Genomic DNA, 24035 nt, shown 5'->3' on the forward strand with positions numbered 1-24035 from the left:
GCGTGTCATGTTTATCTTTTTCCTTCCGGCTGCAAGGCGCCTTGGGACGTTCTGACAAGCATAGGGCTACGAATCTCTCCCCCTTGCGGGTCGGGCGCGGACGAGCGCAGCTTCAGATGCTCAGCTTGGCTCCGACGACCGCGAGCACGCTGGCGAGAACCGGGCGCAGGAAACGGTCGGGCGCCCGCGCAGCGAGCTGGCTGCCGATCGCGATGCCGGGCAAGGAGCCGATCAGCAGCGAGACCAGCAGGAGCCAGTCGACCCCGCCCATGAGCATATGCCCTGTTCCGGCGATGAAAGTGAGCGGCACGGCATGGGCGATGTCGGAGCCGACCAGCCGAACCGTGGGCAGGCGCGGATAGAGGGCGAGCAGCACCGTCATGCCGATGGCCCCCGCCCCGACCGAAGAAATCGTCACCACGGTCCCGAGGAAAACGCCGAGCGCGATGGTGAGATTGCGGCTCTGGGCGTCCGTCAGCGAGTCGGTGTGGCGCGCTATATATTTCAGTGTCGCGCTTCGAAACAGAATCGCCGCAGCAGTGAGAATGAGCGCGAAGCCGAGGACGGAAGTGATGGCGCCGTTGGCCGCATGTTCATTGGAGCCGCCGAGGCGCCATAAAAACAGCAGCGAAAGAATCGTAGCCGGCACGCTGCCCGCCGCCAGCCTTCTGGTGATGCGCCAGTCGACATTGCCGTTCAGCGCGTGAACCAGCGTGCCGCTGCTCTTGGTGATGGCGGCGTAAAGAAGGTCGGTTCCCACCGCCGTCTTGGGCGCGATGCCGAAAATCAGCAGGAGGATCGGAGTCATCAGGGCCCCTCCCCCGACGCCGGTGAAGCCCACCAGCCCGCCGACCAGAAAGCCGGAAAGCGTGTAGAGCGGGTTGATCGAATGCAATTGCTCCCACATCCCTTGGCGCTCCCACATGGCGGCGACGGCGGCTTAGTCTATTAATCTAGTAACCTAATAGAACAGTCTATAAAAGCAAACAAATTTTTTTCGGACCGCCCCTCTGACGCCGTTCCTACGCCGCGAGGCGCCCGATAAAGGGAAAATCTTTCTGCAAAGGGATGGGAGACAGCGATGCGCCAGGCTGCGAGAACGCTCCGTGTGGAAACCGGGGGCAAAGGCTTTTACGACATCACCTCGGGCGTCCAGGCTTTCGCCGGCGAGCAAAGGATGCGGATGGGACTCCTCACCCTGTTCTGCCGACACACTTCGGCTTCGCTGGTCATTCAGGAGAACGCCGACCCCGACGTGCTTCGCGATCTCGAAAGAGTTTTCGAACGGCTGGCTCCCGAAGACCCTTCCCTTTATGCGCACAACAGCGAAGGGCCCGACGACATGCCGGCGCATATAAGGGCCGCCCTGACGCAAACCCAGCTTTCGATCCCCCTGATCGGCGGCGCGCTCGCGCTTGGGGTCTGGCAGGGCGTGTATTTGTTCGAGCACAGGCGCAAGCCCCACCGGCGCGAGATCGCGCTGCATCTACTCGGCGAATGAGTCCCGCTGCGCCATTCTGAGACGCGAATTTTCTAGCCGGCGTAACCGACCGGCAAGCCTAATGCGCGATAACCCTTCTTAAGGCTTGCTTTTGGGATGGCGATGGTCCTCGCGCCAGCGCCCGTTGCAAAGCGTGGCGTTCAGGCGTGAGCGATAAGTATGCGTCGTCGGTCTAATGCAGCAAAGTGGTCCGTAGATGTCATTGCGCCCTGGGTTCTGGGTTTCGGGCTCGTGGTCTCCTTTACGGCTTCGGCCGGGCAGGACTCCGCCACCGGCTGGAACGAGGCGCCGTTGACGGCGCGCTCCCCGGGACCGTCGGCGGCGACGCTGGCGGCGGCGCTGGCGGGGGACTTCGCCCAGAACCCCAATCGTCCGCACGTCGAGCTGGCGAGGCTCACCGACGGCGGCCCGCTCGACATGCACAGCCTGCCCGACGAGCGCGAGCCGCATGTCGACCTCAAGCCCAACGCCGCAATTTTTCCAGAGATAGACCGCACCCACAAGGGCGATCCCGTGGTCGCCATCCGCCCTTCCTTCGAAACCCGCCTCCCCGGCCCTGTCTCGCCGGATCTCGCCTTCAACGTTTCGGGAGCCACGACCCGGGTCATATTGGCGCCGCGCGCCGCCTTGCCCGGCGACGAGGAGGCTTCCGAGTTCCAGAACCCGGCGGAAAGCGTTCAGATCACGACCCAGAAAGGCGCTGCGGCAGCGATGCCGGCGCAGGCGGCCTCGGCGGCGACCCCGGCCTCCCTGGAGGCGCTGCAGGAGCGCGCCGCTCACGGCGCCACGCCGCAGGTGGCGCGCGCGGTGGCGCTCGGCTCCTCCACGCCGGCCCAGCCCGACGCCGTTCCGATCGAGGCCGGCTCCTTCCCGCGCGCTACGCTGGCTCTTTCCAGCAATGCTCGGCCCGATTACGCATCGATGATCGACGCGGACCGGATGAGCAGCGAAAAGCGCTGTCTCGCCGAGGCGGTCTATTTCGAGTCGCGCAGCGAGCCCGAGGCGGGACAGGCCGCGGTGGCGCAGGTGGTGCTCAACCGCGTTTCCAGCGGGCTCTATCCGCGCAACATCTGCGGCGTCGTTTACCAGAACCGCCATCACTACAAGGGTTGCCAGTTCTCCTTCGCCTGCGAAGGAAAATCGCTGCGCATCACCGAGCGCGACTCCTGGACGACGGCGGTGCGCATCGCCGACGAGGTGCTGGCCGGCCGCACCTATATTTCGGATGTCGGCCGCTCCACCCATTACCACGCCAATTACGTAAAGCCGCGCTGGGCGCGTAGCCTGACCAAGATGGACGTGATCGGCCGTCATGTGTTCTATCGGCTGAAGCCGGGGCAGACGTGAGGCAGTAGTGTAGCGCGCGGGTCGTGTTGGCGTTCCAGCCATGGTGATCCGAAGGGCTTTCGCCCAAAGCCGTGCTCGTCTTGCATCGAGGCAAAGTTTGCGCGGCATTTAACGCGTAATGCTTCTTTAAGTATTCAGGGATCCTGTTTCACCGCCTCAGCCTCGGCGCCGCTGATGAAGCCCGTTGCGACCATTCGGTCGAGCCCGTAATTCCGTCGCTATGACTCAAGCTCGTGCGTTGCCAGAATATCTTTGTTGTTCTTGATCCGGACTTCGGCGAGTCCGTCGGTCGACTGGTGAGAAAGGGGCCCGTGTGGCTCTGCGACTCGGCGATAAATCGACATGTCGTGCAGCGTCTTTGGGCGGGCAAGACATTGCCGCCGGACCATCTCACCATCTTTGTCGCGACTGGCGCCTCCCGAGAAGAATGTTTCCTCTCGATACTGGAGACGGTCGACCAGCATCATCCCTCGTGGAAGCAGTTGCTGGCAATAGGGGCGCCCGTCGCTTCCGCGATCGCCTCCCGCCTTGCCGAATATGGAGCGGGCGTTCTGAACGAGACGGCAGACGGCTTTATTTTCGACAGGTCCTGAAGCAAAATCTCACGCAATTTTGACAAAAAGCCCAAATCGAAAGATGTTTCGGCGCGGGAGAGGCGCCATGAGGCGAACCCAATTGAAGAACGAGGGTAAATCATGAACTTTTCGAAGAACCGCGTTTTGCAATTTCTTGGGCTGACGACGCTTGTCTGGACCTGCCCAGCATCCGCTCAGGACCAGAAAATTCTCGGCTTCCTGAACCCGGCCACCGGGGCCTTCGAACCCTATGTGGCCGCAGCTTCCAGCGGCGTGAAGCCCGCTACCCTGGGCGTCAATAAGGGAACCATATCGGTCGCAATGACCTTTGCAAACAACTCAGGCATTACCTCCGCCAGCATATTGCAATGCACTGTTCAGACGACCATAATAGACACGACTACCGGACTTTACGACACCAGATCTTACTCGACGCAGGCGACCGTCACGCCCGCAAACGTCACCTGCACAGTGAACGTGCCCTACAGCGTCGTCGTGGAGCCGGCGACCACCAGACTGTCCATATCAGCCAGCGTCTCGCGGGTTGCTCAAACGTCTCCGATCGCGGGCCATTACAATATCAACAACATTTATATCAACGAAACTGTTCAATCGATGCCTCTGCCTCAGAGCGGCGGCACGACCAATCTGAACTTTCAGAATATCATTTAACTCTGTCCCGACTCGGCCAGAGAGTTATACGGTTTCCGGCTGAATGAATCGGCTTCGCGCCGTCATCGCGAGGAGCGTAAGCTCCGCGGCGATCCAGGAGGACTCGCGCGGTTCTGGTTCGCTTCGGCTGCGCGTCCATCCGTTTCGGGGAAGCCTTACGCTACGCTTCCGAGGGAAGAGATATTGCGGCGCTGGCTGCTGCTGCATCTTCCGCCTTGACGGAATCGGCCTTCAGGCACATCTTTGAGGAGAATAAAGATTTCACGCGGGAGAGGCCGGCCGCAAGGCCGGAGCCGAAGGCGCAACCGCCCCGGAAACGCTCAGGCAAAAGAACCGCGCGAGGTTTCTAAAACTCTGGAAAGCGGCGCCGCGATTTTCGCGAGGCGCCCACCGAAGGGCGAAACTCGCATCCGTGCGAGGAATCTCTCAGGTAACCGGACAGAGGGGGCGCGCGGACGGTGTCGAACCGTCGCCGCGCGGCCATGTTCGTTCCGGAGCGACCTCTTGACCGCCCCAGCCCCTGCCCCGGCCAAAATCCCGTTGGACGCCCTGCACCGCCGCCTCGGCGCGCGCATGGTTCCCTTTGCGGGCTACGAAATGCCCCTGCACTACCCGCCCGGCATAGTCGCAGAGCATCTGCATACGCGCGAAAAAGCCGGTCTGTTCGACATCTCGCATATGGGTCAGGCCATACTCGCGGGAGCGGGCGCTACGCGGCTGCTGGAGACGCTTTGCCCGGCCGATCTGATCGAGCTCGCGCCGGAGCGCAACCGCTACACGCAGCTGCTCAACGAAGCCGGCGGCGTGCTCGACGATCTGATGGTGACGCGCCTCCCCGGTCGCGACGAGCGCCTGTTCCTCGTCGTCAATGCGGCGACCAAGGCGGTGGATTTCGCCCTGCTGCAGGAGAAGCTTCCGCAGCTATCGCTTCATGTCCAGAAAACCCGCGCCATGCTGGCGCTGCAAGGGCCGCGGGCGGTCGATGCGCTACAGGCGCTGTTGCCCGGCGTGGAAGAGCTCGGCTTCATGGAATGGCAAGCCTTCGATTACGAAGGCGCGGGCTTTTATGTCACACGGTCGGGCTATACCGGCGAGGACGGTTTCGAAATTTCTCTGCCGGAGTCGAAAGCGGAGGGCTTTGCATTGCGCCTCCTCGAAAACCCCGATGTAGCGCCGATCGGCCTCGGCGCCCGCGACTCGCTGCGGCTCGAGGCGGGCCTGTGTCTTTACGGCCATGATCTCGATCCCGGGATCGACCCCGTCGAAGCGGGGCTCTCCTTTTCGATCGGGAAGCGGCGACGCATAGAAGGCGGGTTTCCCGGTTTCGAGCGCATACGCGACGCGCTCCAGAACGGTCCGCCACGCCGGCGCGTGGGGCTGCTGCCGCAAGGCAAGGCCCCGATCCGCGAAGGCGCGTTTTTGTTGGACGCCGGCGGCGCCGAAGTCGGCAGCATCACCTCGGGCGGTTTCTCGCCGTCGCTCTCGCGACCCATAGCCATGGGTTACGTCGCGCGCGGTGCAGCGACGACGGGAAACGCGCTTCATGCGGATCTGCGCGGCAGGCTTGTGGAGCTTTCCGTGGTTCCGCTGCCATTCGTGCCGCATCGCTATGTTCGCCACTGAAAGGGCAATTGGATCAAAGGAACAACCGTTCTTGATAGGCGCCCCCTACCTCCCCCTGCGTGGGGAGGTCGATCGGCGAAGCCGATCGGGTGGGGGATAAAAAGGCGCAAATTAGCGCTCAAAATCACCCCACCCCGCCGCTTCGCGGCGACCCTCCCCCTCAAGGGGAGGGTGTTCGCCACTGAAAGGATCGCTCGATGTCAGACATGCGCTTCACCACGGATCACGAATATATCCGCATTGATGGAGAGAACGGGATTATCGGCGTCACCAATTTCGCACAGGAGCAGCTCGGCGACATCGTTTTCGTGGAGCTTCCCGAGGTCGGCAAGAGGATCGCCAAGGGCGAGCAACTCGCGACGGTCGAGAGCGTGAAAGCCGCGAGCGAAGTGTTTTCTCCGGTTTCCGGCGAGGTCGTCGAAGCCAATGCCGCGCTCGAGGAAAACCCCGCCACCGTCAATGAAGATCCACTCGGCGCCGGCTGGTTCGTGAAGCTGCGGCTCACCAATGAAGGCGAGCTTTCCGGCCTGATGGACGAGGCGGCCTATGAGGCTCACCTGCGCAGCCTGTAAAGCGGGAGACAAAGATGCGCTACCATCCGCTTACTGATTCAGACCGCGCCGCCATGCTCGCGGCGGTGGGCGTCGCCGACGTCGACGAGCTGTTCGCGGACACGAGCGCGGCGCCCGCGAGCGGATTCGCTCTGCCGCCGGGCAAGTCCGAACTCGAGGTCGAACGTCATCTCTCGCGTCTCGCCGCCAGGAACCTGCCGGCCGGACAAGTCCCGTTCTTCATCGGCGCCGGCGCCTACAGGCATCATGTGCCGGCGAGCGTCGATCATCTGATCCAGCGCTCCGAATTCCTGACGAGCTACACGCCCTATCAGCCGGAAATCTCGCAAGGGACCCTGCAATATCTGTTCGAATTCCAGACCCAGGTCGCGGCGCTCGCCGCGATGGAGGTCGCCAACGCCTCCATGTACGACGGCTCCACAGGCTGCGCCGAGGCGATGCTGATGGCGCATCGCATCACCAAGCGACGCAAGGCGCTGCTGTCCGGCGGCCTGCATCCGCATTACGCCGAGGTCGCGCGCACGGTGGCGCGTCTCGCGGAAGATGAAGTCGTATCCCTGGCGCCGGACATAGTCGCGCAGGAGGATATCGTCTCGCGCGTCGACGACAGTATCTCCTGCGTCATCGTCCAGACGCCCGACTTCTTCGGCAATCTGCGCGATCTTCGCGCCGTCGCCGAGACTTGCCATCGCCACGGCGCCTTGCTGGTCGCGGTCTTCACCGAGGCGGTTTCGCTCGGCCTCGTCACGCCGCCGGGCGAAATGGGCGCGGATATCGTCGTGGGCGAAGGCCAGTCGATCGGCAATGCGCTGAGCTTCGGCGGCCCTTATGTCGGGCTGTTCGCAACCCGGCGCGAGTTCGTACGGCAGATGCCCGGCAGGCTTTGCGGCGAGACTGTCGACGCAGATGGGCGCCGGGGTTTCGTGCTGACGCTTTCGACGCGCGAGCAGCATATCCGCCGCGACAAGGCGACCTCCAACATCTGCACCAACTCGGGCCTCTGTGCGCTCGCCTTCAACATTCACATGACCCTGCTGGGCGAAGCTGGCCTGCGCCGCCTCGCCAGGAGAAACCACGCCAACGCCGTCGCCCTGCGCAATATGCTGCGGGAGATTCCCGGCGTGGAGCCGCTCAACCGAAGCTTCTTCAACGAATTCACCCTGCGCGTGAAAGGCGACGCCGCCGAACTGGTCGAGAGGCTCGCGGCCAGAGGCGTTCTCGCCGGCGCACCGGTCTCGCGCCTCATTCCCAACGCCGGCCTCGACGATCTGCTGCTGGTGGCCAGCACCGAGATCAACACCGACGAAGACCGCGCCGCGCTGGTCGCGGAACTCAAAGGAGCGTTGTGATGCTCGATCAACCCAAAACGGCCCCCGCCACCTTCACCGGCAATCGGGCCCTGGAGATGGAAGAGCCTTTGCTTTTCGAGATCGGCCGTCCGGAGACGAGCGGCGTCGACGTTGAAGAGCCCGAGCCTTTCGAGGATTGTCTCGGCGGGCTCGAACGCCAAAGGCCCATCGGCCTGCCCGGTCTCTCGGAGCCCGAAACCCTGCGCCATTACGTGCGTCTCTCGCGCATGAATTATTCGATCGACGCGGGCATGTATCCGCTCGGCTCCTGCACCATGAAGCACAATCCCCGCCTCAACGAGAAAATGGCGCGGCTCGCCGGCTTCGCCGACATTCATCCGCTGCAGCCGCAGTCGACGGTGCAGGGCGCGCTGGAGGCTATGGAGCAGCTGACCCACTGGCTGCTGACGCTCACAAACATGGAGGCGCTGGCGCTTTCGCCCAAGGCGGGCGCCCATGGAGAAATCTGCGGCCTGATGGCGATCAAGAGCGCCATCGCCGCCCGCGGCGAGACCGCGACGCGCAAGATCGTGCTCGTCCCGCAATCGGCGCATGGCACCAATCCGGCGAGCGCCGCCCTGCTCGGATTTGAAGTGCGCTCCGTTCCGGCGGGCGACGATGGGATCGTCCATGCCGAAGACGTCGCCTCCGCCGTCGGCCCCGATGTCGCTGCGATCATGCTCACCAATCCCAACACCTGCGGCTTGTTCGAGCGCGACATCGGGCGGATCGCAAAGCTGGTGCGCGAAGCCGGAGGCTATTTCTATTGCGACGGCGCCAATCTGAACGCCATTGCGGGCCTCGCGCGGCCGGGCGATTTCGGCGTCGACGCCATGCATATCAATCTGCACAAGACTTTCTCTACGCCTCACGGCGGCGGCGGTCCGGGAGCGGGACCGGTGGCGCTTTCGGCGAGGCTCGCGCCCTTCGCGCCGGCGCCCGTGTTGATCAGAAAGGGAGAAAAGCTGGAGCTGAACGAAGACGTCGAGTACGGACAGGGCTTCGGCCGCATCGCCGCCTTTCACGGGCAGATGGGCATGTTCGTGCGCGCCCTCGCCTATATGCTGTCCCATGGCGGCGACGGGCTGGCGCAGGCCTCCCGCGATGCGGTTCTGTCCGCCAACTACGTGCGCGCGAAGCTGCGCGGACTGATGAGCGCTCCCTATGGCGACCGCATATGCATGCATGAGGTTCTGTTCGACGACGCCTGGCTTTCAGGCAGCGGCGTGACCACGCTCGACTTCGCCAAGGCGATGATCGACGAGGGCTATCATCCGATGACGATCTACTTCCCCCTGGTGGCGCACGGCGCCATGCTGATCGAGCCGACCGAGTCCGAGTCGAAAGCCTCGCTCGACCTGTTCATCGCCACGCTGCGCCGGCTCGGCGAGAAGGCGTTGAGCGGGGAATCTGAGCTGTTTCACGCAGCGCCGCGCTACGCCCCTCGCCGCCGTCTCGACGAAACGCTGGCGGCGCGAAAGCCCGTGTTGCGGTGGGAGGGCGGCGCTACTTGATGACGCCCAGCAGAACATGTGGCGGCTTCAGTGAGAAAACTTCGACCTGATTGACCACGGGTTCGGCCACATAAATCCGATAGTAGATCTTGTCGACGGCGACGCCATAGGGGCTGGATGCGGTTTTGATGACGGATCCCAGAGGCGCCAGGTCCGGGCCCATGATCCGGATTAGATTGTTGTTGGTGTCGGAGAAATAGGTCTGGTTGAACTGGTCCTCGGCCACGCCGCCGACGAATACCGGCAGGGGGTATTCGACGAGCGTGAAATCCCTACCCTGAATCGCCTGTCCCAGATTGCCCGCGACTACGGACGGCAAGTTGTTCCAGGAAGCGCCGAACGCCGCCAGCGACGCGCCGACGGGCCCTATGGCGGAAGCGCCGTAACCCGTCAGCGTAGTGAAATAGGTTCCATCGAAGCGGTAGCCGGCCACATGAGCGCCGTCGAGAACCCAGATATCCCCCGCGGGATCGCCATAAATACCGGTGGGGTAGGCAAAATACGAACCTCCGGCGATCGTCGCTGCGGTATTCTGGGATAAGTCGGGATTGTACACCGTGACATTGTTGCCGCCGTTATTGGCGACGTAAATTTGCATCGGCGTATTGTAGAAGGGGCTCGATATGGCGATGCCGACAGGCGAATTCAGCCCGGCCGTGATGACGCCGACAGGCGCCAGCGCCGGCGAATAGACTGTCACGCGGCTCGAATTCTTGTTTGCGACATAAACCCTGCCCGTGGGGTCGACCGCCACCCCCATGGGGGTGCTGAGCGTTGCGGCGCCCGGCACGCCGATGGGACCGCCGAAGATCTTGCCCGGGGTCACGCTTTGGGAAGAGCTGACGGTCGGAGTTGCGGTTGCGCCGCCGATGGGTCTGAGCGTCGTTTCGGAGCGGGCTGCGCCCGAGGACATGGCGCCCGCGGCGAGAAGCGCAAGAAAAAGAAGCGCTCTTCTCGCCGCTCCCGCATAGAAAAAGCTCTCGGTCACGCCGTCCTGCTTCATAATGGTCTCCTGCGCAATGCCGGGGGCAGCATATGTGTTTTTGCGGGTCTGACCAAATGAGTTCAGGCTTATCCTCATATCTCGCGCCCGCTTTCGTTGTGGGGATGGCGGTGGGAAGCGGGCCGGGCGATCAGGACCGCCCACCTACATATTGGCGAGCGCTGGCGGGACCGGCGGCGAGGGGTTAGTATGAGCGTCGGCGCGAGCCGCCCCCTGCGGGGCGCTTGCTTTCCGCAACCACAAACCTTCGGGGCGCCCGGAATGAAAGTCACATTGGTCCAGATGAATTCGATCAGCGACAAGGCCGCCAATCTGGCGAACGCCAAGGCGCTGATAGAGCAGGCTGTCGCTCAAGAGCGCCCTGACTGGATTTGTCTGCCCGAGGTGTTCGATTTCATCGGCGGCACCCGCGCCGAGAAAATGGCGGCGGCCGAGGAGCTTCCCGGCGGAGACGCGTACTCCATGTGCCAGGATCTCGCGCGCGAGCATCGGGTCTTCATCCACGCCGGCTCCATGCTGGAGAAAATCCCGGGGGACGAGCGCATCCACAACACCAGCGTGGCGTTCAACCGCGAAGGCAAGGAGGTGGCGCGCTACCGCAAGATCCACATGTTCGACATCACGGCGCCGGACGGCGCGAAATATCACGAGAGCGCCGCCTTCAAGCCGGGCAACGAGGTCGTGACCTATGATTGCGAAGGCGTGACCATCGGATGCGCCATCTGCTACGATTTGCGCTTTCCCTACCTGTTTCAGGCGCTTGCGGACAAGAATGTCGATCTGATCGCCCTGCCCTCCGCTTTCACGCTCGTGACCGGAAAGGACCATTGGGAGGTGCTCTGCCGCGCCAGAGCCATCGAAACCCAGACCTATATTTGCGCTCCGGCGCAGACCGGCGCCCATAAAGCCGGGCATGAGACTCGCTTCACCTATGGCAACTCTCTCATCGCCGACCCCTGGGGGCATGTCGTCGCAAAAGCTTCCGAAGGACCCGGACTAGTATCATCCCATGTCGATATTGATCGCATAAGGAAGATACGATCGATGATTCCGGTCGCGAAACACAAGGTCGCACTCTCTATTTGAAAGCTACTCGCGCACGGGCGCCTCACGGCGCCCGTGGCGCAGGTGAATATTATGCACAATCAAGTTCTTGCGTTGATTGCACGAACATTGCAACGAAAAGTTGGTGAAATTTTAATCGCTTAGGCGACCCTTGCATTTTCGGGATTTATTATTAGGGTGCTGTGCTGATAAGCTTGCGGCGCTGACGTCCGCCGGCCATGCTGCGTCGAAGCGGTTTGCCAACGGGGGGTGTTTTGCGCCGCAATATTGACGACCGACTCCCGGTCAGACTTTCACTCGTATTTTGAACATGTCGATAAGAGAAGAAAATCAAGGAAATACCCTCACTCGCGCGGCGTTGCGCGAGGCGGTGTACGCTTGCTGCCCGACCCTCTCCCGTTCGGAAGCCCGCAAGATCCTCGACACCGCTTTCGAGGAAATCTGCGAAGCTCTGGTGCGCGGCGAGCAGGTCAAGCTGCGTTCCTTCGGCACGTTCAACATCAGGAGCAAGCGCGCTCGCGTGGGACGGAACCCGAAGACCGGGGTCGAAGCGCCGATCACGCCCCGGAAAGTCCTCACCTTCAAGGCCTCGCCCGTTCTGGTCGCTTTGATCAACGGCGAAACCGTGACCGAGGAAGAAGACTGACCGCGGCTCGCGTGTCGCCCCATTTCTGCATTTTCTCCCGGAAATCGCCTCAAAACCGCTTCTCTCTGCGTCCAACTCGCGCTATCGCGAATTGACGATTGCAGCTTCTCGATAGAGCTGCAGGAAACGCTATCGGGCGGCGGCGCCCGAATTGGGGATGAAAATGCGGAAACTCGGCGCGGCGGTCGGCGTCTTTGCTATCCTAGCCCTCCTTGCGGGCGCGCATAAAGGAGATCCGGAAACTCTCCTTCTCGGCGTCGGGGCCTCGATCTGCGCCTATACGACCTGGCGCTCGGAGCCCATCTCCAGCTTCCTGAAAATCTTCGTCGCGATTTTCTCGTCCGAAGTCGTCGTCTTCGGCCTGTTGCGTCTCTCCGAGACCGAGGGGCTCTGGCCCGCCTCGCTGAAGGATTACGCTCTGCCGGAGAGCATGGCGCTCACGGTGGCGGTGTTCTCGATCCTGACCTTTGCGGTTTCTCATGTGCCGGTGGTAGGCCGCGCGACGCGCATCGCCGATCTTTTCTTCGACTCCGCGCACGAGACCCAGTCGACCTTTATGGGCGTCCGGATCTGGCGCGGACGCGAGAGCGCGCTGGCGATTACGATGATCGTGCTTCTGGTTCTGATCAATCAGGGCCAGGTCGGCATTTCCGTGCGCCTTTCCTTCTTCAACCGCGACTGGTTCAACGCCATTCAGGAAAAGAACCAGCCCGAATTCTGGCGCCAGCTGCTGATGGTGTTCACGCCCTGGGCCTTCGTCTATGTGTCCAGCGCAGTAATCGAATTCGTCATGCAGTCGTTCATGCTGATACGCTGGCGTAGTTGGCTGACCAAATACTACGTCTCGCATTGGCTCAGCCGCCACAGCCACTACCGCATGACTCTGGAGGGCGGCGAGACCGACAACCCGGACCAGCGCATTTCGGAAGACATCAGGAGCTTCATCGAAGGCGACGCGACCGGCAACGGCATCTACGCCTATTCGATCACGCTGATCTCGACCCTCAGCTCGCTGGTCTCCTTCTCGATCGTCCTTTGGGATCTCTCGGGGAATTTCGCCGTTCCGGGCACGGAACTCCGCATTCCGGGCCTGTTGTTCTGGGTCGCTCTGATCTATGCCACGGTCGGCACGCTGATCACCTTCATCATCGGCCGGTCCCTCAATGTGATCTATTTCGAGCGTCAGCGGCGGGAGGCGGATTTCCGCTTTTCCCTTGCGCGCCTGCGCGAATATAGCGAGCAGGTCGCCTTGCTGGGCGGCGAGCCCGCCGAGCAGGCCTCGCTGGCCCAGCGCTTCGGCGCCATCATCTCGAACTTCCTCGCCCTGGTCAAAAAGCGCAAGCAGTTGCTGGCCTTTACCGCCAGCTACGGCCAGCTCTCGCCCATCATCCCCTATATTCTCACCGCGCCCTTCTACTTCGCCGGCAAAATCCAGCTCGGCGTCATGAGCCAGACGGCCAGGGCCTTTTCCACAGTCGAGGAATCTCTCAATTTCTTCGTGACCTATTACACCTCGCTCGCGAGCTTCAGGGCGGTGCTGGATCGCTTGAGCTCCTTCGACGAAGCTATCGACGTCGCAGACCGCCGCCAGACCGCCGCCGCCGTGACTCGCGGGCCTTCGGGCGCCCCCATCTCGCTCGAAAATGTGGCGCTCGCGCTTCCCGACGGGCGGCTCATCGTCGACGTCAGCTCGCTCGATTTCGCGCGGGGAGAATCGGTGCTGCTCACAGGGCCCTCGGGCTCGGGAAAATCGACCCTGTTTCGCGCGATCGCGGGCATTTGGCCCTATCGCCGCGGCTCCATCGTTTTTCCCGGCGGCGACCGCGTGATGCTGCTGCCGCAAAGGCCCTACATCCCGATCGGATCGCTGCGCGCCGCGGTCGCCTATCCACACGAAACCCAAGCCTATTCGGACGACGAAATAAGATCTGCTCTGGAGGCCGCCGAGCTCGCGCCTTTCGTTTCGCGGCTCGACCATGAGAACGGCTGGAGCCAACGGCTTTCCGGCGGCGAGCAGCAGCGTGTGGCCATCGCCCGCGCGCTGCTGGAAAAGCCCGATTGGCTGTTCCTGGACGAGGCGACCTCCGCCCTCGACGAAGCGCTCGAAGCCAGGCTCTATAAGGTTCTGCGCGAGCGCCTGCCGGGTACGACCATCGTCTCCATCGGCCATCGCGCCACCCTCGCCGCTTTTCACCAGCGCCATCTGGACATGGAGACCAACGGCGACGGCCTGTTCACCCCGCGCGAAAAGGCCTTCGCATGACCACCAAGACAGGCGGCGACGACGGCCGCGCCGGCGGCCGTTCCCTCAAGGTGCGCGTGAAGACCGCGCGCAAGCGCTCTCTTTCATCCACGCTTTGGCTGGCGCGGCAGCTCAACGATCCCTATGTCGCGCGCGCGAAGCGCGAGGGCTATCGCTCGCGCGCGGCCTATAAGCTTCTGGAGATGGACGAGCGCTTCCATTTCCTGAAACCCGGAATGCGCATCGTCGATCTCGGCGCCGCTCCGGGAGGCTGGTGTCAGGTCGCGGCCGAAAAGATCAAGGCGACGGACGGCAAGGGCAAGATCGTCGCGGTCGATCTGCTCGACATGGAGCCCATCCCCGGGGTCTCCTTCGCGGTGAAGGATTTCAACGACGAGGACGCCCCCGATTTCATCAAGGAAATGCTCGGCGGCGGCGCCGACGGCGTTATGTCCGACATGGCCGCCAACACAACCGGGCATAAGGCCACCGATCACCTCAAGATCGTCGCGCTGGCGGAACTCGCCGCCGATTTTGCCGGCGAGGTGCTGGCGCCCGGCGGATTTTTTGTCGCCAAGGTGTTTCAGGGCGGCGCCGAGGGTCAACTCCTCGCTCGGCTCAAGCGCGACTTCGCCATCGTGCGGCATGTCAAGCCTCAGGCCAGCCGCGCCGGCTCGCCGGAGCTTTACGTTCTCGCGACCGGATTCCGCGGCGCGCGCGAGGCCGCGAAGGACTGAGAAAGCCCGACCCGCACAAGCGCGGGCCTTTCTGCCGCCACGACTTTTCGGCGAGGGAATGCTACGCCAAGCGCCAATTCGAGAACTGTTCGATGACGGTCAGCAAGGAAACCGCGGAACATTATAGCTGGGGCGAGGCATGTGATGGATGGATTCTCTCTCCATCGCCGCAGCTGACGGTCATTCAAGAACGCATGCCCCCGCATAGTTCCGAGCGGCGGCATGTGCACTCCATGGCCAGGCAATTCTTCTTCGTTCTTTATGGAGAGCTGACGATGGAATTGGAGGGAGAAATTCATCGCGTGCCGATGATGAGCGGCGTCGAAATCCGGCCTCTTTCAAAGCACCAGGCTCGCAACGACTCTGACGAGGACGTGCATTTCCTCGTCATCTCCAGCCCGACGACGAGAGGCGATCGAACGGACGTCTAGCTCCGCTTGACCTATTCACGACGCCGCCCTCTTGGGATCGCGGCCGGCTTTACGCCCGGCGGATTTCGACTTTACGGACCATGCTGAAATGATCGAGCAGGACTTCCATCCGGTGTCGCAAAAAACGAGATACGCGATGGGGGCGGCATTTGGACTCGCGGCAGTCTGCGTCTGGGCGATGTGGATGTCGATCACCCGCCTCGGCGTGACGACATCGCTCAGCGTCTATGATCTCACAATGCTGCGTTTCGCAACCGCCGGAATTCTGCTCGCGCCGGTGGTCGTCCGCAAGGGCTGGGCGATCGACCGACTCGGCTGGCCGCGCCTGCTCGTGCTTGTCAGCGGCGCGGGCGCTCCCTATGTGCTCGTCGCATCAAGCGGTCTTCGCTTCGCGCCCGCAGCTCATGCCGGCGCGCTGATGCCCGGCGTTATGCCGTTGTTCGTCGCGCTCATCGCCGCATTCGTGATGAGGGAGAAATTTTCGGCTCTGCGGAAGGCGGGCTACGCCCTCATTGCGCTTGGCGTTCTCACTATCCTCGGCGTGTCGGCCCTGGCGACGAGCGGGGAACAGACCGAAGGGCATTTGCTGTTTTTGACCGCCGCCTTCATGTGGGCTTGCTACACTATAGTTCTTCGCCAATCGCAACTCGAGCCGCTTCACGGCGCGGCGCTTGTCTCCGCCGGCTCCTGCGTGCTGTATTTGCCGGCGTATTTCCTGACGCAAGGGGCGCACGCCTTCGCCGCGCCGCTCAGCGATCTCGCATTTCAGGCGTTTTTCCAAGGCGTCCTGTCTTCTATCCTCGCTCTGTTTTTCTTTGGAAAAGGCATTGCTTTGCTCGGCGCCTCGGCCGGTGCGGCCTTCAGCGCTCTGACGCCCGCCCTGGCGGCGCTTCTCGCCATCCCGATCCTCGGAGAAATTCCGGCGCCGCGTGACTGGGCGCCGCTTTTCGCGGTGTCGGCAGGCGTGTTCCTCGCCAGCGGCGGCAGTGTTCCGCAATGGCGTCGCGATTGAACAGCCGGGATGGCGCCCAAAAGGGTAAATGCGTTTATTCGAAAAGCGTCGCGACCTTCGCCAAGCGCAGGAGGCAATTGCGCATCAACGAGGAAACGCATCAGGCCGTCTGTAGTATATAGCCCATGAAGAACTCGCCGAAAGCCGCCTAGCCGGATCTCACGGAAACTTCCCCGTAGTCGGACCGACTGTTTCTCCCCGCGAGCTCGTCTCCCGCATTTGCCGCAAGCGGCCGGAACGCAAAAATCGAAGCCGCCGAAATCAGCGCAACCACCATGAAGGCGGGCGCAAAATCCGAAGCCGCCAACTCGCCGCCGCCGCGCATGGCGCGAGAGGCCTCCAGCGCCGCGGCGCCGATCGCCACCCCCACCGATTGCGAAAGCTGCTGGCCGACGGAAGCGAAGCTGGTGGCCCGGCTCAATATGCGCTGGTCGATCTCGGCGTAGCCGACGGCGTTCAGCGCGGTGAATTCGAGCGAGCGGATAAAACCGCCGACCAGAAGGACGGCCATCACGATCCAATGGGGCGTTTCGACCGTGAAGAAGATGTTCGCAGTCAGAAAAACCGAAGAAATCAGGGCGTTTACGATCAGCACCCGCCGGAAGCCGAAGGCGTGCAGGATGGGCTGAGCCGCCGTCTTCATCGCCATCGCGCCCGCCGCGGCGATAAAGGTGAGCGAGCCCGACTGAAACGCCGACAGATGAAATCCGGCCTGAAACAACAGCGGCAGCAGAAAAGGCAGGGCCCCTATGCCGATGCGGAACAGGAACCCGCCCAGGACCGCGGCGCGAAAGGTCGGAACCTTCAACAGCCCTAGATCCAGAATCGGAAAAGGCGCGTTGCAAGCGTAGCGGACATAGGCGAAAAGGGCGGCGAATCCGATAAGGATGAGCGAGGTCCAGGCCAAGGGAGGCACGGCGCCCCTGCCCGCGACGCTGAAGCCGAATACGAGGCAGGACAGCCCAACCCCTGTGAGCGCGGCGCCTCGTATATCGAGCGGGCTCACATCGGTTTCGCGCAGGTCGGGTATGAAGCGGCTCGTCAGAAGAACGCCGAGCGCGCCCATCGGCACGTTGATCCAGAAGATGTATCGCCAATGGAAATAGGTGGCGATGAAACCGCCGACCGGCGGGCCGATCAAGGGGCCGATCAGCGCCGGGATGGTGAGCCAGGCCAGAGCGCGCACCAGCTCGGCGCGCGGGGCCGTGCGCAAGATCACCAGCCTGCCGACCGGAGCCATCATGGCTCCGCCCATGCCCTGGACGACGCGCGAGGCCACCACGGTCTCCAGCGAGGACGACAGGCCGCAAAGGATCGAGCCGAGGGTGAAAACCACGATCGCCGCGCGAAAAACCTTGCGCGCCCCGAATTTATCCGCCGCCCAACCCGACATTGGGATAAATACCGCAAGAGCCAAGAGATAGGAGGTCAGCGCCAGCTTGAGGGCTATCGGGTCCTCATGAAGGTCCGCAGCCATCGCCGGCAACGCCGTGGCCAGCACGGTGCCGTCCAGATTCTCCATGAACAGGGCGGTGGCGACGATGAGGGGCGTCAGGACCAGAGTGGGCAAAGGCGAAGGGCCTCTTTGATTTCGGGGCGCGAACGGAAAGAATCACGAGCTGCGGCGCAGACACGCTTGCACTGGTTCTTTAATGCAGTCTGGTGTACGGGTCAGCCGCGAAGAGGAAACCATGAGCCAATCAGACGGGACCAAAGAGAAGCGGGGCATGTTTGCGCGCCTTTTCGGTCGCGGCGCCCCGGCGCCGGAGCCTGCGGGCGAAACCCCGGCGGAGGAAGCCCCGGCCCCCAAGCGCAGCTGGCGCGAACGCCTGTTCGGCGGGCTGTTCCGGTCTTCGCAGGCGATCGCCAAGGGCATCGCCGAGGTGTTCACCAAGCGTAAGCTGGATACGCTGACGCTCGAGGAGCTGGAGGACGTGCTTCTGCGCGCCGACCTCGGCGTCGCCGCAGCCCAGCGCGTCACCAAAGCGGTGGGCGCCGCCCGCTATGAGAAAAACATCGAGCCCGACGAGGTTCGCGCCATTCTGGCGCGCGAGGTCGAGAACATTCTCGAGCCCGTCGCCCTGCCCTTCGACATCGACGCCTCCAGGCGTCCATTCGTGGTCCTCGTGGTCGGCGTGAACGGCTCGGGCAAAACCACCACCATCGCCAAGCTCGCCTCCAAATGGCGCAGCGAGGGAAAAAGCGTGGTGCTGGCCGCCGGCGACACTTTCCGCGCCGCCGCCGTCGAGCAGTTGCGGATATGGGGCGACCGTCTGGACGCCACTGTCGTCGCCGGAAAAGAGGGCGCCGACGCCGCCGGCCTCGCCTTCGACGCCATCAAGACCGCCCGGGAGCAGAACGCCGAAGTTCTGCTTATGGACACCGCGGGCCGTTTGCAGAACCGCACCGAATTGATGGCGGAACTGGAAAAGATCGTCAGGGTGATGAAAAAGGCCGACCCGGAAGCGCCCCATGCGGTGCTGCTGGTGCTCGACGCCACCGTCGGCCAGAACGCCCTCGCCCAGGTCGAAGTTTTCGGCAAGACCGCGGGCGTGACCGGCCTCGTCATGACCAAGCTGGACGGAACCGCCCGCGGCGGCATTCTGGTCGCCATCGCGGAGAAATACGCGCTTCCGATCCACTTCGTGGGCGTCGGCGAAAGCGCCGACGACCTCGAACCCTTCACTGCGCGCGATTTCGCGCGCGCCATAGCGGGACTCGACCCCGAGGAATCCGACCCCGCGAAAGCCGCGGCGGAGATCGCAAAATGACTGAGCAAACAGCCCTGGAGAAGAACGCCGGCCCCGACGGCGGCGATCGCAAGCGCCTCAGCCCCGGATTGAAAATGGCGCTGGAACTCGGGCCGCTCGCCGTATTCTTCATCGCCAACCAGAAATTCGGGATCTTCGCTGCCACAGCGGCTCTCATGGTCGGGGTGCTCCTGACCCTCGCGGTCTCGTGGGTCGTCACGAGGCGCCTGCCCGTGATGCCGGTGGTCACAGCCATATTGGTGCTGATCTTCGGCGCGCTGACCTTCGTGCTGCAGGACGAGACCTTCATAAAGCTCAAGGTCACGATCCTTTATTTGCTTTTCGGCGGCGCGCTGATCGGGGCGCTCTGGTTCGACAAGCTGCTGCTGCCCATCGTCTTCGACGCCGCCTTCCATCTCGACGAGGCCGGCTGGCGCAAGCTGACTTGGCGCTGGGGCTTTTTCTTCTTCTTCCTCGCCGGTCTCAACGAAGTGCTGCGCCGCGTTCTCACCACCGACGCCTGGGTGAATTTCAAGGTCTTCGGCATTTTGCCGCTGACCTTCCTTTTCGTGCTGACCCAGATGCCGCTGGTGTTCCGCCACGAGATCAAGCCCGAAGAAGACAACGCCGAGGCGCATTTTTGAGTTTTTGCGGCGAGCTAGCAGGCGGGGCCGTTTGTGCCTCGCTTTTGTATTTTCTTCCCACTTGAGCAAGTGGCCGGGCTGCAAGCGATGCAGATCCTGGATTTTGCATTTCTCGTCTTCGAGACGACGACGCCATGTATCGGCAAGTCAGGCGCGAGACGCCCGCGGCGTTCAGCGCTTTTTCCAGCACCAGTCCCGCCGGACCGACGAAAGGCCGCCCGCTCAGATCCTCATGGTGGCCCGGCTGTTCGCCGACCAGAACCATGCGCGCATCTGCGGGGCCTTCGCCGAAAACGATTTGGGTGGCGTCGCGATACAATGGGCATCGGCGGCAACGACCCGCCTCGGCAGATATTTCAGCCAAACCTGCATCGGCGAGAGTGGGGATTGAGTCCGGCGCCATGGATTTTCGGCCCAGCTCGAAGGAATGCCCCGCCCGCTCATATGATTGCCCCGAGGGAGACCGGACGCGCTCCAGAAGCCCTAATCAGCACGGCGACGCCAGGCCGCCCTGCGCCTGCGCCGCGCGCAAGACCTCCAGAAACCGCAGCTCGCCCCGTCGCACCTCGCGGATCGCGAAGAGCGCGCCATTGTCGCCGTTGAGATCGACGATGGCCTCCCTCACGGCGGTCTGCCCCATGCCGAGCCTGCTTTCCGCATGGATGAGATAAATCCCGCTGTCGCCGTTCTGCTTGTAGGCGGCGGGAAAACGGGGGTCCTGGCGGTCGAGGTCGTTCGGATAAGGCGTCGCGCGCAAGGTCTGTACTTCTTCGGGTTTCAGGCCGATGAGCGCGCCGAACAGCGCCGGCGGCGCGGTTTCGGCGTCCACCCGCGGGCGGCGCCCATGGACGGTGACGAAGGGGATGATCTGGCGCACCAGCGACGGATCGAAGCCCTCCACCTGATCCAGCTCGTACACGGTCTGAAAAAGCTCCTGCTTCGATTGTCGGCCGCCGATCTTGCCCGGGAGCGCACTGGCGTTGCCCGGGTCCCCCGAACCGCTGCGGAAGGCGACGATGGCGCCGGCGGCGGAGTCGGCGTCGTTTTGACCGAGGCCAAAGCCGATGAGCATGGCCTTCATCAGGGCCTGATTGGCTCCGTTGAGGTCGACTTTGCCGCCTTCGTCTTCAACCGCGAGCGCCACGGCGGCTCCGGAAATGCCGCAGAAACTCGGTTCCCCTGCGTGAATGATCCGCTGCGGCGCCGCTGTCGGAACCGGAAGAGCCCCCGTAGGTTGAACGGGAGCCTGCGCTACCGCCTGCCGCTCTTTGGCGAGGGATAGAATCGCGAGATTTATTGCGGCCTGGGCGATTTCGTCGGCCTGAGTGGCGCCGGCGATGTTGTTCGCCGCCTGAAGCCTCATGCGGGCCGTGGTCATGAAGGAAACGATCATCAGCGAGATGATGCCTAGACCCCAGATCACCACCACCAGGGCATAACCCGCGCCCCTGCCCGCGCGCGTCCCGCGGCGGAGAACTCTGGAACGCGAACGCCGGCTGTCTGGTCTCGTCTTCATGGAAATCGGAGCGGTCCTTTTCATCCCCGCGACGTCGTTTTCAGCGCTCGAGCGCTTGGATCAACGGGCCGAGGAAAGCTTCATAGGCGCGCCATCGTCCGATGGAGCTGTTGTAGATCGGCTGGCGGACCTGCATCAGGCTCGACGTCCGCACCAGCCTTTCCTGCCGGTGGAAATCCAGGCAACGAGGGTCCCAATCGAGGTTGCAGAAATCGACGATCCCCCTCGCGAAGCTCTCCAGATCGGCCACCGCTTCCTCATATTGCACTTCGAGCATGGCGCCTTTTGGGAGCGCGGCGCGCCAATGCGCCATCAGCTTCTCATAGGCGCGATAATAGCGCCCGAGTTCGCCGAGGTCGTAGATATAGCCGAGGTCTCCCGCGAAAAGCCGCGAAAAACAGGAAAAGCAGGTGTCCAGCGGATCGCGCCGGACGTGTATGATGCGCGCATTCGGCAGAGCGAGCCGGATAAGGCCGATAAAGCGAAAATTGTCCGGCGTCTTGTCGGTGATGCGGAGAACCCCCGGCGGCGCATTTCTGCCGATCCCCGCCACATATCTCGCGCCGAGCTCCCGCAGCTTCGCGCCTTCGACGCCAAAGAAAGCATCGGGATAGTTCTCGCCCGGCTCCTCGCAGCAGACGGCGATCGACTCGCTCAAATCGTCCAGTTCTCCCGCGCCGAACACGGCCGGATGGCTGGATAGAATCTGCTCGACCAGCGTCGTCCCCGAGCGGGGCATGCCGAGAATGAAGACAGGCGCAGGAGACGGATCGCCGTCTCCTGCCCGTTTGCGGAGCATATCCTCGGAGAAAACCTCCGCCGTGCGCTCGAACATCTCGAGCATCGCCGCTTCGTCGTAGCCGAGCCTCTCGCGCTTCAGCGCATTGCCCTCCAGAAGCGCGGAAAAGCAGCGCTCGCGGTCGTCGATGTCCTCATAGACCTTGGCCAGCGCAAATTGCAGATAGATCCGTTCCTCGCGCGCGAGTTCGCTCTTTCGCCGCGCAAGCGCCTCCATCTCGGAGATTTCCGGGTCGCCCGCCTTCCAACGCCTGGCGGAGGCGAGTTTGTAATGGAAAAAGGCGCGCTGCGGCGCGAGCTTCGTCGCCTGCCGGATCGAGGCCACGGCTTCTTGCGCGCGCCCGAGCTGCAGCAATATGCCGCCTTTGTTGTCATGCACCTCTGCGAAATCCGGCCGAACCCGCAAGGCCGCGTCATAATTCTCCAGCGCCTCGGCGGCGCGGTCGAGATCGCCGAGCGCATTGCCGCGGTTGTTGAGCGCTTGCGCGTAGTTCGGCCTTACCGCGAGGGCGCGCTCGAAGCTTTCGAGAGCCTCTTCGAAGCGCCTGAGGTTTCGAAGCGCATTGCCGCGATTGTTCAGCGTCTCGGGGCAGCCCGGCCTCAGGGCCAGCGCGCTGTCGAAGCTGGCCAGGGCTTCGAGCGGACGCCTGAGGTTCAAAAGAGCGTTGCCCCGGTTGTTTAGAGCTTCGGCGTAAGCTGGCCGGACCACGAGGGCGCGGTCGAAACATGCCAGCGCCTCGGCGTGACGATGCAATGCGCCGAGCGCGTTGCCGAGGCTGTTCAGCGCCTCCGGATAATCGGCCCGCGCCGCAAGGGCCTCCCGCGCGCTCGCAAACGCTTCCTCCAGCCGCGTTAGCGCGAGCAGCGCATTGGCTCGATTGACCAGCGCCTCGGCGTAATCACCCTTGATCGCGAGGGCTTTCTCGTAGCTTGCGAGCGCCTCCGCCGGACGGCCCAGATCCATGAGCGCGTTGCCGCGGTTGTTCCATGCCTCGACATAGGCCGGATTCGCCTCGACCGCCTTACCGAAGATCGCCACGGCCTCATCGAGACGTCCGAGCTTCTGGAGAAGATTGGCGCGATTATAGAAAGCGTCGGCGTAATCCGGCTTCGCTTCGGCCGCCGCCGCGAAGCTCGCGAGCGCTTGCTCTGTCCAGCCCAGCCGCTCCAACGCATTGGCGCGGCCGTAAAGCGCTTCGGCCAAGCCCGGCTTGGAGGCGAGAGCGCTGTCGAAGCTGGCGAGCGCCTCCTGCTGACGGCCGAGAGAGAAAAGCACATTGCCGCGATTGAGAAGCGCGGCCGCGTTGTCGGGCCGCAGGGCGAGCGCATGATCGTAGCTCGCCACGGCCTCGTCGGGTCGGTTGAGCGCCATGAGAGCGCCGCCGCGATTATAATGGGCCGCCGCAAAATCCGGTTTGAGCGCGAGGGCCTGATCATAGCTCGCCAGAGCCTCCGCGGCCCGCCCGAGCGCCGAAAGGGCGACGCCGCGATTATTGAGCGCGTCGACGAAACCAGGCCTCAGCCTCAACGCCTGGTCGAAGCTCGCGATCGCTTCGCCGGTCCGGCGCAGCGCCGCCAGGGCGGCGCCGCGGCGATGATGGACGTCGGGCTGATCGGGAGCCAGCGCGAGCGATTGGTCGTAGCTCGCAAGAGCGTTCTCGAACTGTCCCAGAGCGGCCTGCGCGAGGCCGAGATCCGCTAAGATCCGCGCCGGATTGGGCGGGCGTGAGTCGAGCGCATGACTGAGAGAGCCGAGGGCCTCGGCGGGCCGGCCCTGTTGTAGGCAGATCGCGCCGAGGAGATGAAACGCTGGAAAGTAATCGCTCCGGGCGGCGGCGATCCGCCTGCACAGCGCCTCCGCCTCGGCCGCCTTGCCTTGCCGGAACAGTTGCGCGGCCTGCTGAAACAGCCGCTCGCAATTCGCTGCGGCCGAGGAGAGCTTGTTCATCGCGCGAAAAGACCTGTGAAATCCTTGATCGGCCCGGACTAAGCCTCGACGCCGCGCAATGAGTCAAGAACCCGCGTTTCCCCTGTTTCG

Annotated in this window: 22 protein-coding genes and 1 riboswitch; of the genes, 16 read left to right on the plus strand and 6 right to left on the minus strand. The window is 63.2% G+C overall.

Annotated elements, in window-relative coordinates; genetic code table 11:
• Positions 1-112: 112 nt before the first annotated feature.
• Positions 113-907 carry a sulfite exporter TauE/SafE family protein gene (locus H2LOC_RS05195; protein WP_136495419.1) on the minus strand — a complete coding sequence of 265 codons (795 nt, stop codon included), beginning with the start codon at positions 905-907 and terminating at the stop codon, positions 113-115.
• Between the two features lie 174 nt (positions 908-1081).
• On the opposite strand from H2LOC_RS05195, the gene H2LOC_RS05200 reads away from it, so the two are divergent.
• The 8 genes from H2LOC_RS05200 to gcvPB all read left to right on the plus strand — a co-directional run bounded on the left by H2LOC_RS05200 (position 1082) and on the right by gcvPB (position 9153).
• Positions 1082-1501 carry a secondary thiamine-phosphate synthase enzyme YjbQ gene (locus tag H2LOC_RS05200; RefSeq protein ID WP_136495420.1) on the plus strand — a complete coding sequence of 140 codons (420 nt, stop codon included), beginning with the start codon at positions 1082-1084 and terminating at the stop codon, positions 1499-1501.
• A 159-nt stretch (positions 1502-1660) separates the two neighbouring features.
• Positions 1661-2848 carry a cell wall hydrolase gene (locus H2LOC_RS05205; protein ID WP_136495421.1) on the plus strand — a complete coding sequence of 396 codons (1188 nt, stop codon included), beginning with the start codon at positions 1661-1663 and terminating at the stop codon, positions 2846-2848.
• Between the two features lie 311 nt (positions 2849-3159).
• Positions 3160-3441 carry a hypothetical protein gene (locus tag H2LOC_RS05210; RefSeq protein ID WP_136495422.1) on the plus strand — a complete coding sequence of 94 codons (282 nt, stop codon included), beginning with the start codon at positions 3160-3162 and terminating at the stop codon, positions 3439-3441.
• A gap of 102 nt (positions 3442-3543) precedes the next feature.
• Positions 3544-4095, plus strand: a complete 552-nt coding sequence (locus H2LOC_RS05215; RefSeq protein WP_136495423.1) for a hypothetical protein — start codon at positions 3544-3546, stop codon at positions 4093-4095.
• A 256-nt stretch (positions 4096-4351) separates the two neighbouring features.
• A riboswitch (glycine riboswitch) is annotated at positions 4352-4441 on the plus strand.
• A gap of 158 nt (positions 4442-4599) precedes the next feature.
• Positions 4600-5718: a glycine cleavage system aminomethyltransferase GcvT gene (gene gcvT / locus H2LOC_RS05220; protein ID WP_246206993.1), complete on the plus strand. Its 1119-nt coding sequence runs from the start codon at positions 4600-4602 to the stop codon at positions 5716-5718.
• Between the two features lie 197 nt (positions 5719-5915).
• Positions 5916-6290: a glycine cleavage system protein GcvH gene (gcvH, locus tag H2LOC_RS05225; protein WP_154331580.1), complete on the plus strand. Its 375-nt coding sequence runs from the start codon at positions 5916-5918 to the stop codon at positions 6288-6290.
• 14 nt (positions 6291-6304) lie between these two features.
• On the plus strand, positions 6305-7639 hold the full coding sequence (gcvPA, locus tag H2LOC_RS05230; RefSeq protein ID WP_136495424.1) for an aminomethyl-transferring glycine dehydrogenase subunit GcvPA: 1335 nt from the start codon (positions 6305-6307) through the stop codon (positions 7637-7639).
• Positions 7639-9153, plus strand: a complete 1515-nt coding sequence (gene gcvPB / locus H2LOC_RS05235; protein WP_136495425.1) for an aminomethyl-transferring glycine dehydrogenase subunit GcvPB — start codon at positions 7639-7641, stop codon at positions 9151-9153. Before gcvPA ends, gcvPB begins: the two co-directional genes overlap by 1 nt.
• Here gcvPB and H2LOC_RS05240 read toward each other — a convergent pair.
• Entirely contained in the window at positions 9146-10156 is a 1011-nt protein-coding gene (locus H2LOC_RS05240) for an NHL repeat-containing protein (protein WP_162009698.1), read from the minus strand. The two genes, gcvPB and H2LOC_RS05240, sit on opposite strands and share 8 nt — an antisense overlap.
• A gap of 261 nt (positions 10157-10417) precedes the next feature.
• On the opposite strand from H2LOC_RS05240, the gene H2LOC_RS05245 reads away from it, so the two are divergent.
• From H2LOC_RS05245 to H2LOC_RS05270, 6 genes are all read left to right on the plus strand, one after another.
• Positions 10418-11242: a carbon-nitrogen hydrolase family protein gene (locus H2LOC_RS05245; protein ID WP_154331582.1), complete on the plus strand. Its 825-nt coding sequence runs from the start codon at positions 10418-10420 to the stop codon at positions 11240-11242.
• A gap of 289 nt (positions 11243-11531) precedes the next feature.
• Entirely contained in the window at positions 11532-11867 is a 336-nt protein-coding gene (locus H2LOC_RS05250; RefSeq protein WP_154331583.1) for an integration host factor subunit alpha, read from the plus strand.
• 163 nt (positions 11868-12030) lie between these two features.
• Positions 12031-14130 carry an ABC transporter ATP-binding protein/permease gene (locus tag H2LOC_RS05255; protein ID WP_136497000.1) on the plus strand — a complete coding sequence of 700 codons (2100 nt, stop codon included), beginning with the start codon at positions 12031-12033 and terminating at the stop codon, positions 14128-14130.
• Positions 14127-14846: an RlmE family RNA methyltransferase gene (locus H2LOC_RS05260; RefSeq protein WP_136495429.1), complete on the plus strand. Its 720-nt coding sequence runs from the start codon at positions 14127-14129 to the stop codon at positions 14844-14846. Before H2LOC_RS05255 ends, H2LOC_RS05260 begins: the two co-directional genes overlap by 4 nt.
• Before the next feature lie 92 nt (positions 14847-14938).
• Positions 14939-15277 (plus strand): cupin domain-containing protein, encoded by a 339-nt coding sequence (locus H2LOC_RS05265; RefSeq protein ID WP_136495430.1) that lies wholly within the window; start codon positions 14939-14941, stop codon positions 15275-15277.
• A gap of 88 nt (positions 15278-15365) precedes the next feature.
• Positions 15366-16289 (plus strand): DMT family transporter, encoded by a 924-nt coding sequence (locus H2LOC_RS05270; protein ID WP_136495431.1) that lies wholly within the window; start codon positions 15366-15368, stop codon positions 16287-16289.
• Between the two features lie 148 nt (positions 16290-16437).
• Here the strand turns inward: H2LOC_RS05270 and H2LOC_RS05275 are convergent, their stop codons facing one another.
• A complete protein-coding gene (locus tag H2LOC_RS05275; RefSeq protein ID WP_246206994.1) occupies positions 16438-17859 on the minus strand; it encodes an MFS transporter in 1422 nt (473 codons plus the stop codon).
• A 121-nt stretch (positions 17860-17980) separates the two neighbouring features.
• Between H2LOC_RS05275 and ftsY the strand changes: the two genes are divergently transcribed.
• Complete coding sequence (gene ftsY, locus H2LOC_RS05280; RefSeq protein WP_136495432.1) at positions 17981-19060, plus strand: signal recognition particle-docking protein FtsY; 1080 nt, start codon at positions 17981-17983, stop codon at positions 19058-19060.
• A complete protein-coding gene (locus H2LOC_RS05285; protein ID WP_136495433.1) occupies positions 19057-19683 on the plus strand; it encodes a septation protein A in 627 nt (208 codons plus the stop codon). The genes ftsY and H2LOC_RS05285 overlap by 4 nt, the downstream gene beginning before the upstream one ends.
• Here the strand turns inward: H2LOC_RS05285 and H2LOC_RS05290 are convergent.
• From H2LOC_RS05290 to H2LOC_RS05300, 3 genes are all read right to left on the minus strand, one after another.
• The gene (locus H2LOC_RS05290; protein WP_136495434.1) at positions 19646-20086 is read right to left on the minus strand and encodes a uracil-DNA glycosylase family protein; all 441 of its coding nucleotides are present in this window, start codon (positions 20084-20086) and stop codon (positions 19646-19648) included. The two genes, H2LOC_RS05285 and H2LOC_RS05290, sit on opposite strands and share 38 nt — an antisense overlap.
• Positions 20087-20170: 84 nt before the next feature.
• A complete protein-coding gene (locus H2LOC_RS05295) occupies positions 20171-21199 on the minus strand; it encodes a type II secretion system minor pseudopilin (protein ID WP_162009699.1) in 1029 nt (342 codons plus the stop codon).
• Positions 21200-21239: 40 nt separating this feature from the next.
• On the minus strand, positions 21240-23945 hold the full coding sequence (locus H2LOC_RS05300) for a tetratricopeptide repeat-containing sulfotransferase family protein (RefSeq protein WP_136495436.1): 2706 nt from the start codon (positions 23943-23945) through the stop codon (positions 21240-21242).
• Positions 23946-24035 lie beyond the last annotated feature (90 nt).

Origin of the sequence: Methylocystis heyeri (assembly GCF_004802635.2) — a bacterium.
In the GTDB taxonomy this organism is placed as follows: domain Bacteria; phylum Pseudomonadota; class Alphaproteobacteria; order Rhizobiales; family Beijerinckiaceae; genus Methylocystis; species Methylocystis heyeri.

What these genes read in the sequence shown, in the direction of transcription:
- gcvH (WP_154331580.1), top strand. Translation starts at nt 5,916, where the DNA reads ATGTCAGACATGCGCTTCACCACGGATCACGAATATATCCGCATTGAT.
- gcvPA (WP_136495424.1), top strand. Translation starts at nt 6,305, where the DNA reads ATGCGCTACCATCCGCTTACTGATTCAGACCGCGCCGCCATGCTCGCG.
- H2LOC_RS05285 (WP_136495433.1), top strand. Translation starts at nt 19,057, where the DNA reads ATGACTGAGCAAACAGCCCTGGAGAAGAACGCCGGCCCCGACGGCGGC.
- gcvPB (WP_136495425.1), top strand. Translation starts at nt 7,639, where the DNA reads ATGCTCGATCAACCCAAAACGGCCCCCGCCACCTTCACCGGCAATCGG.
- H2LOC_RS05295 (WP_162009699.1), bottom strand. Translation starts at nt 21,199, where the DNA reads ATGAAGACGAGACCAGACAGCCGGCGTTCGCGTTCCAGAGTTCTCCGC.
- H2LOC_RS05250 (WP_154331583.1), top strand. Translation starts at nt 11,532, where the DNA reads ATGTCGATAAGAGAAGAAAATCAAGGAAATACCCTCACTCGCGCGGCG.
- H2LOC_RS05255 (WP_136497000.1), top strand. Translation starts at nt 12,031, where the DNA reads ATGCGGAAACTCGGCGCGGCGGTCGGCGTCTTTGCTATCCTAGCCCTC.
- ftsY (WP_136495432.1), top strand. Translation starts at nt 17,981, where the DNA reads ATGAGCCAATCAGACGGGACCAAAGAGAAGCGGGGCATGTTTGCGCGC.
- H2LOC_RS05290 (WP_136495434.1), bottom strand. Translation starts at nt 20,086, where the DNA reads ATGGCGCCGGACTCAATCCCCACTCTCGCCGATGCAGGTTTGGCTGAA.
- H2LOC_RS05270 (WP_136495431.1), top strand. Translation starts at nt 15,366, where the DNA reads ATGATCGAGCAGGACTTCCATCCGGTGTCGCAAAAAACGAGATACGCG.
- H2LOC_RS05215 (WP_136495423.1), top strand. Translation starts at nt 3,544, where the DNA reads ATGAACTTTTCGAAGAACCGCGTTTTGCAATTTCTTGGGCTGACGACG.
- H2LOC_RS05240 (WP_162009698.1), bottom strand. Translation starts at nt 10,156, where the DNA reads ATGAAGCAGGACGGCGTGACCGAGAGCTTTTTCTATGCGGGAGCGGCG.
- H2LOC_RS05205 (WP_136495421.1), top strand. Translation starts at nt 1,661, where the DNA reads ATGCGTCGTCGGTCTAATGCAGCAAAGTGGTCCGTAGATGTCATTGCG.
- H2LOC_RS05245 (WP_154331582.1), top strand. Translation starts at nt 10,418, where the DNA reads ATGAAAGTCACATTGGTCCAGATGAATTCGATCAGCGACAAGGCCGCC.
- H2LOC_RS05260 (WP_136495429.1), top strand. Translation starts at nt 14,127, where the DNA reads ATGACCACCAAGACAGGCGGCGACGACGGCCGCGCCGGCGGCCGTTCC.
- H2LOC_RS05265 (WP_136495430.1), top strand. Translation starts at nt 14,939, where the DNA reads ATGACGGTCAGCAAGGAAACCGCGGAACATTATAGCTGGGGCGAGGCA.
- H2LOC_RS05200 (WP_136495420.1), top strand. Translation starts at nt 1,082, where the DNA reads ATGCGCCAGGCTGCGAGAACGCTCCGTGTGGAAACCGGGGGCAAAGGC.
- H2LOC_RS05195 (WP_136495419.1), bottom strand. Translation starts at nt 907, where the DNA reads ATGTGGGAGCAATTGCATTCGATCAACCCGCTCTACACGCTTTCCGGC.
- H2LOC_RS05300 (WP_136495436.1), bottom strand. Translation starts at nt 23,945, where the DNA reads ATGAACAAGCTCTCCTCGGCCGCAGCGAATTGCGAGCGGCTGTTTCAG.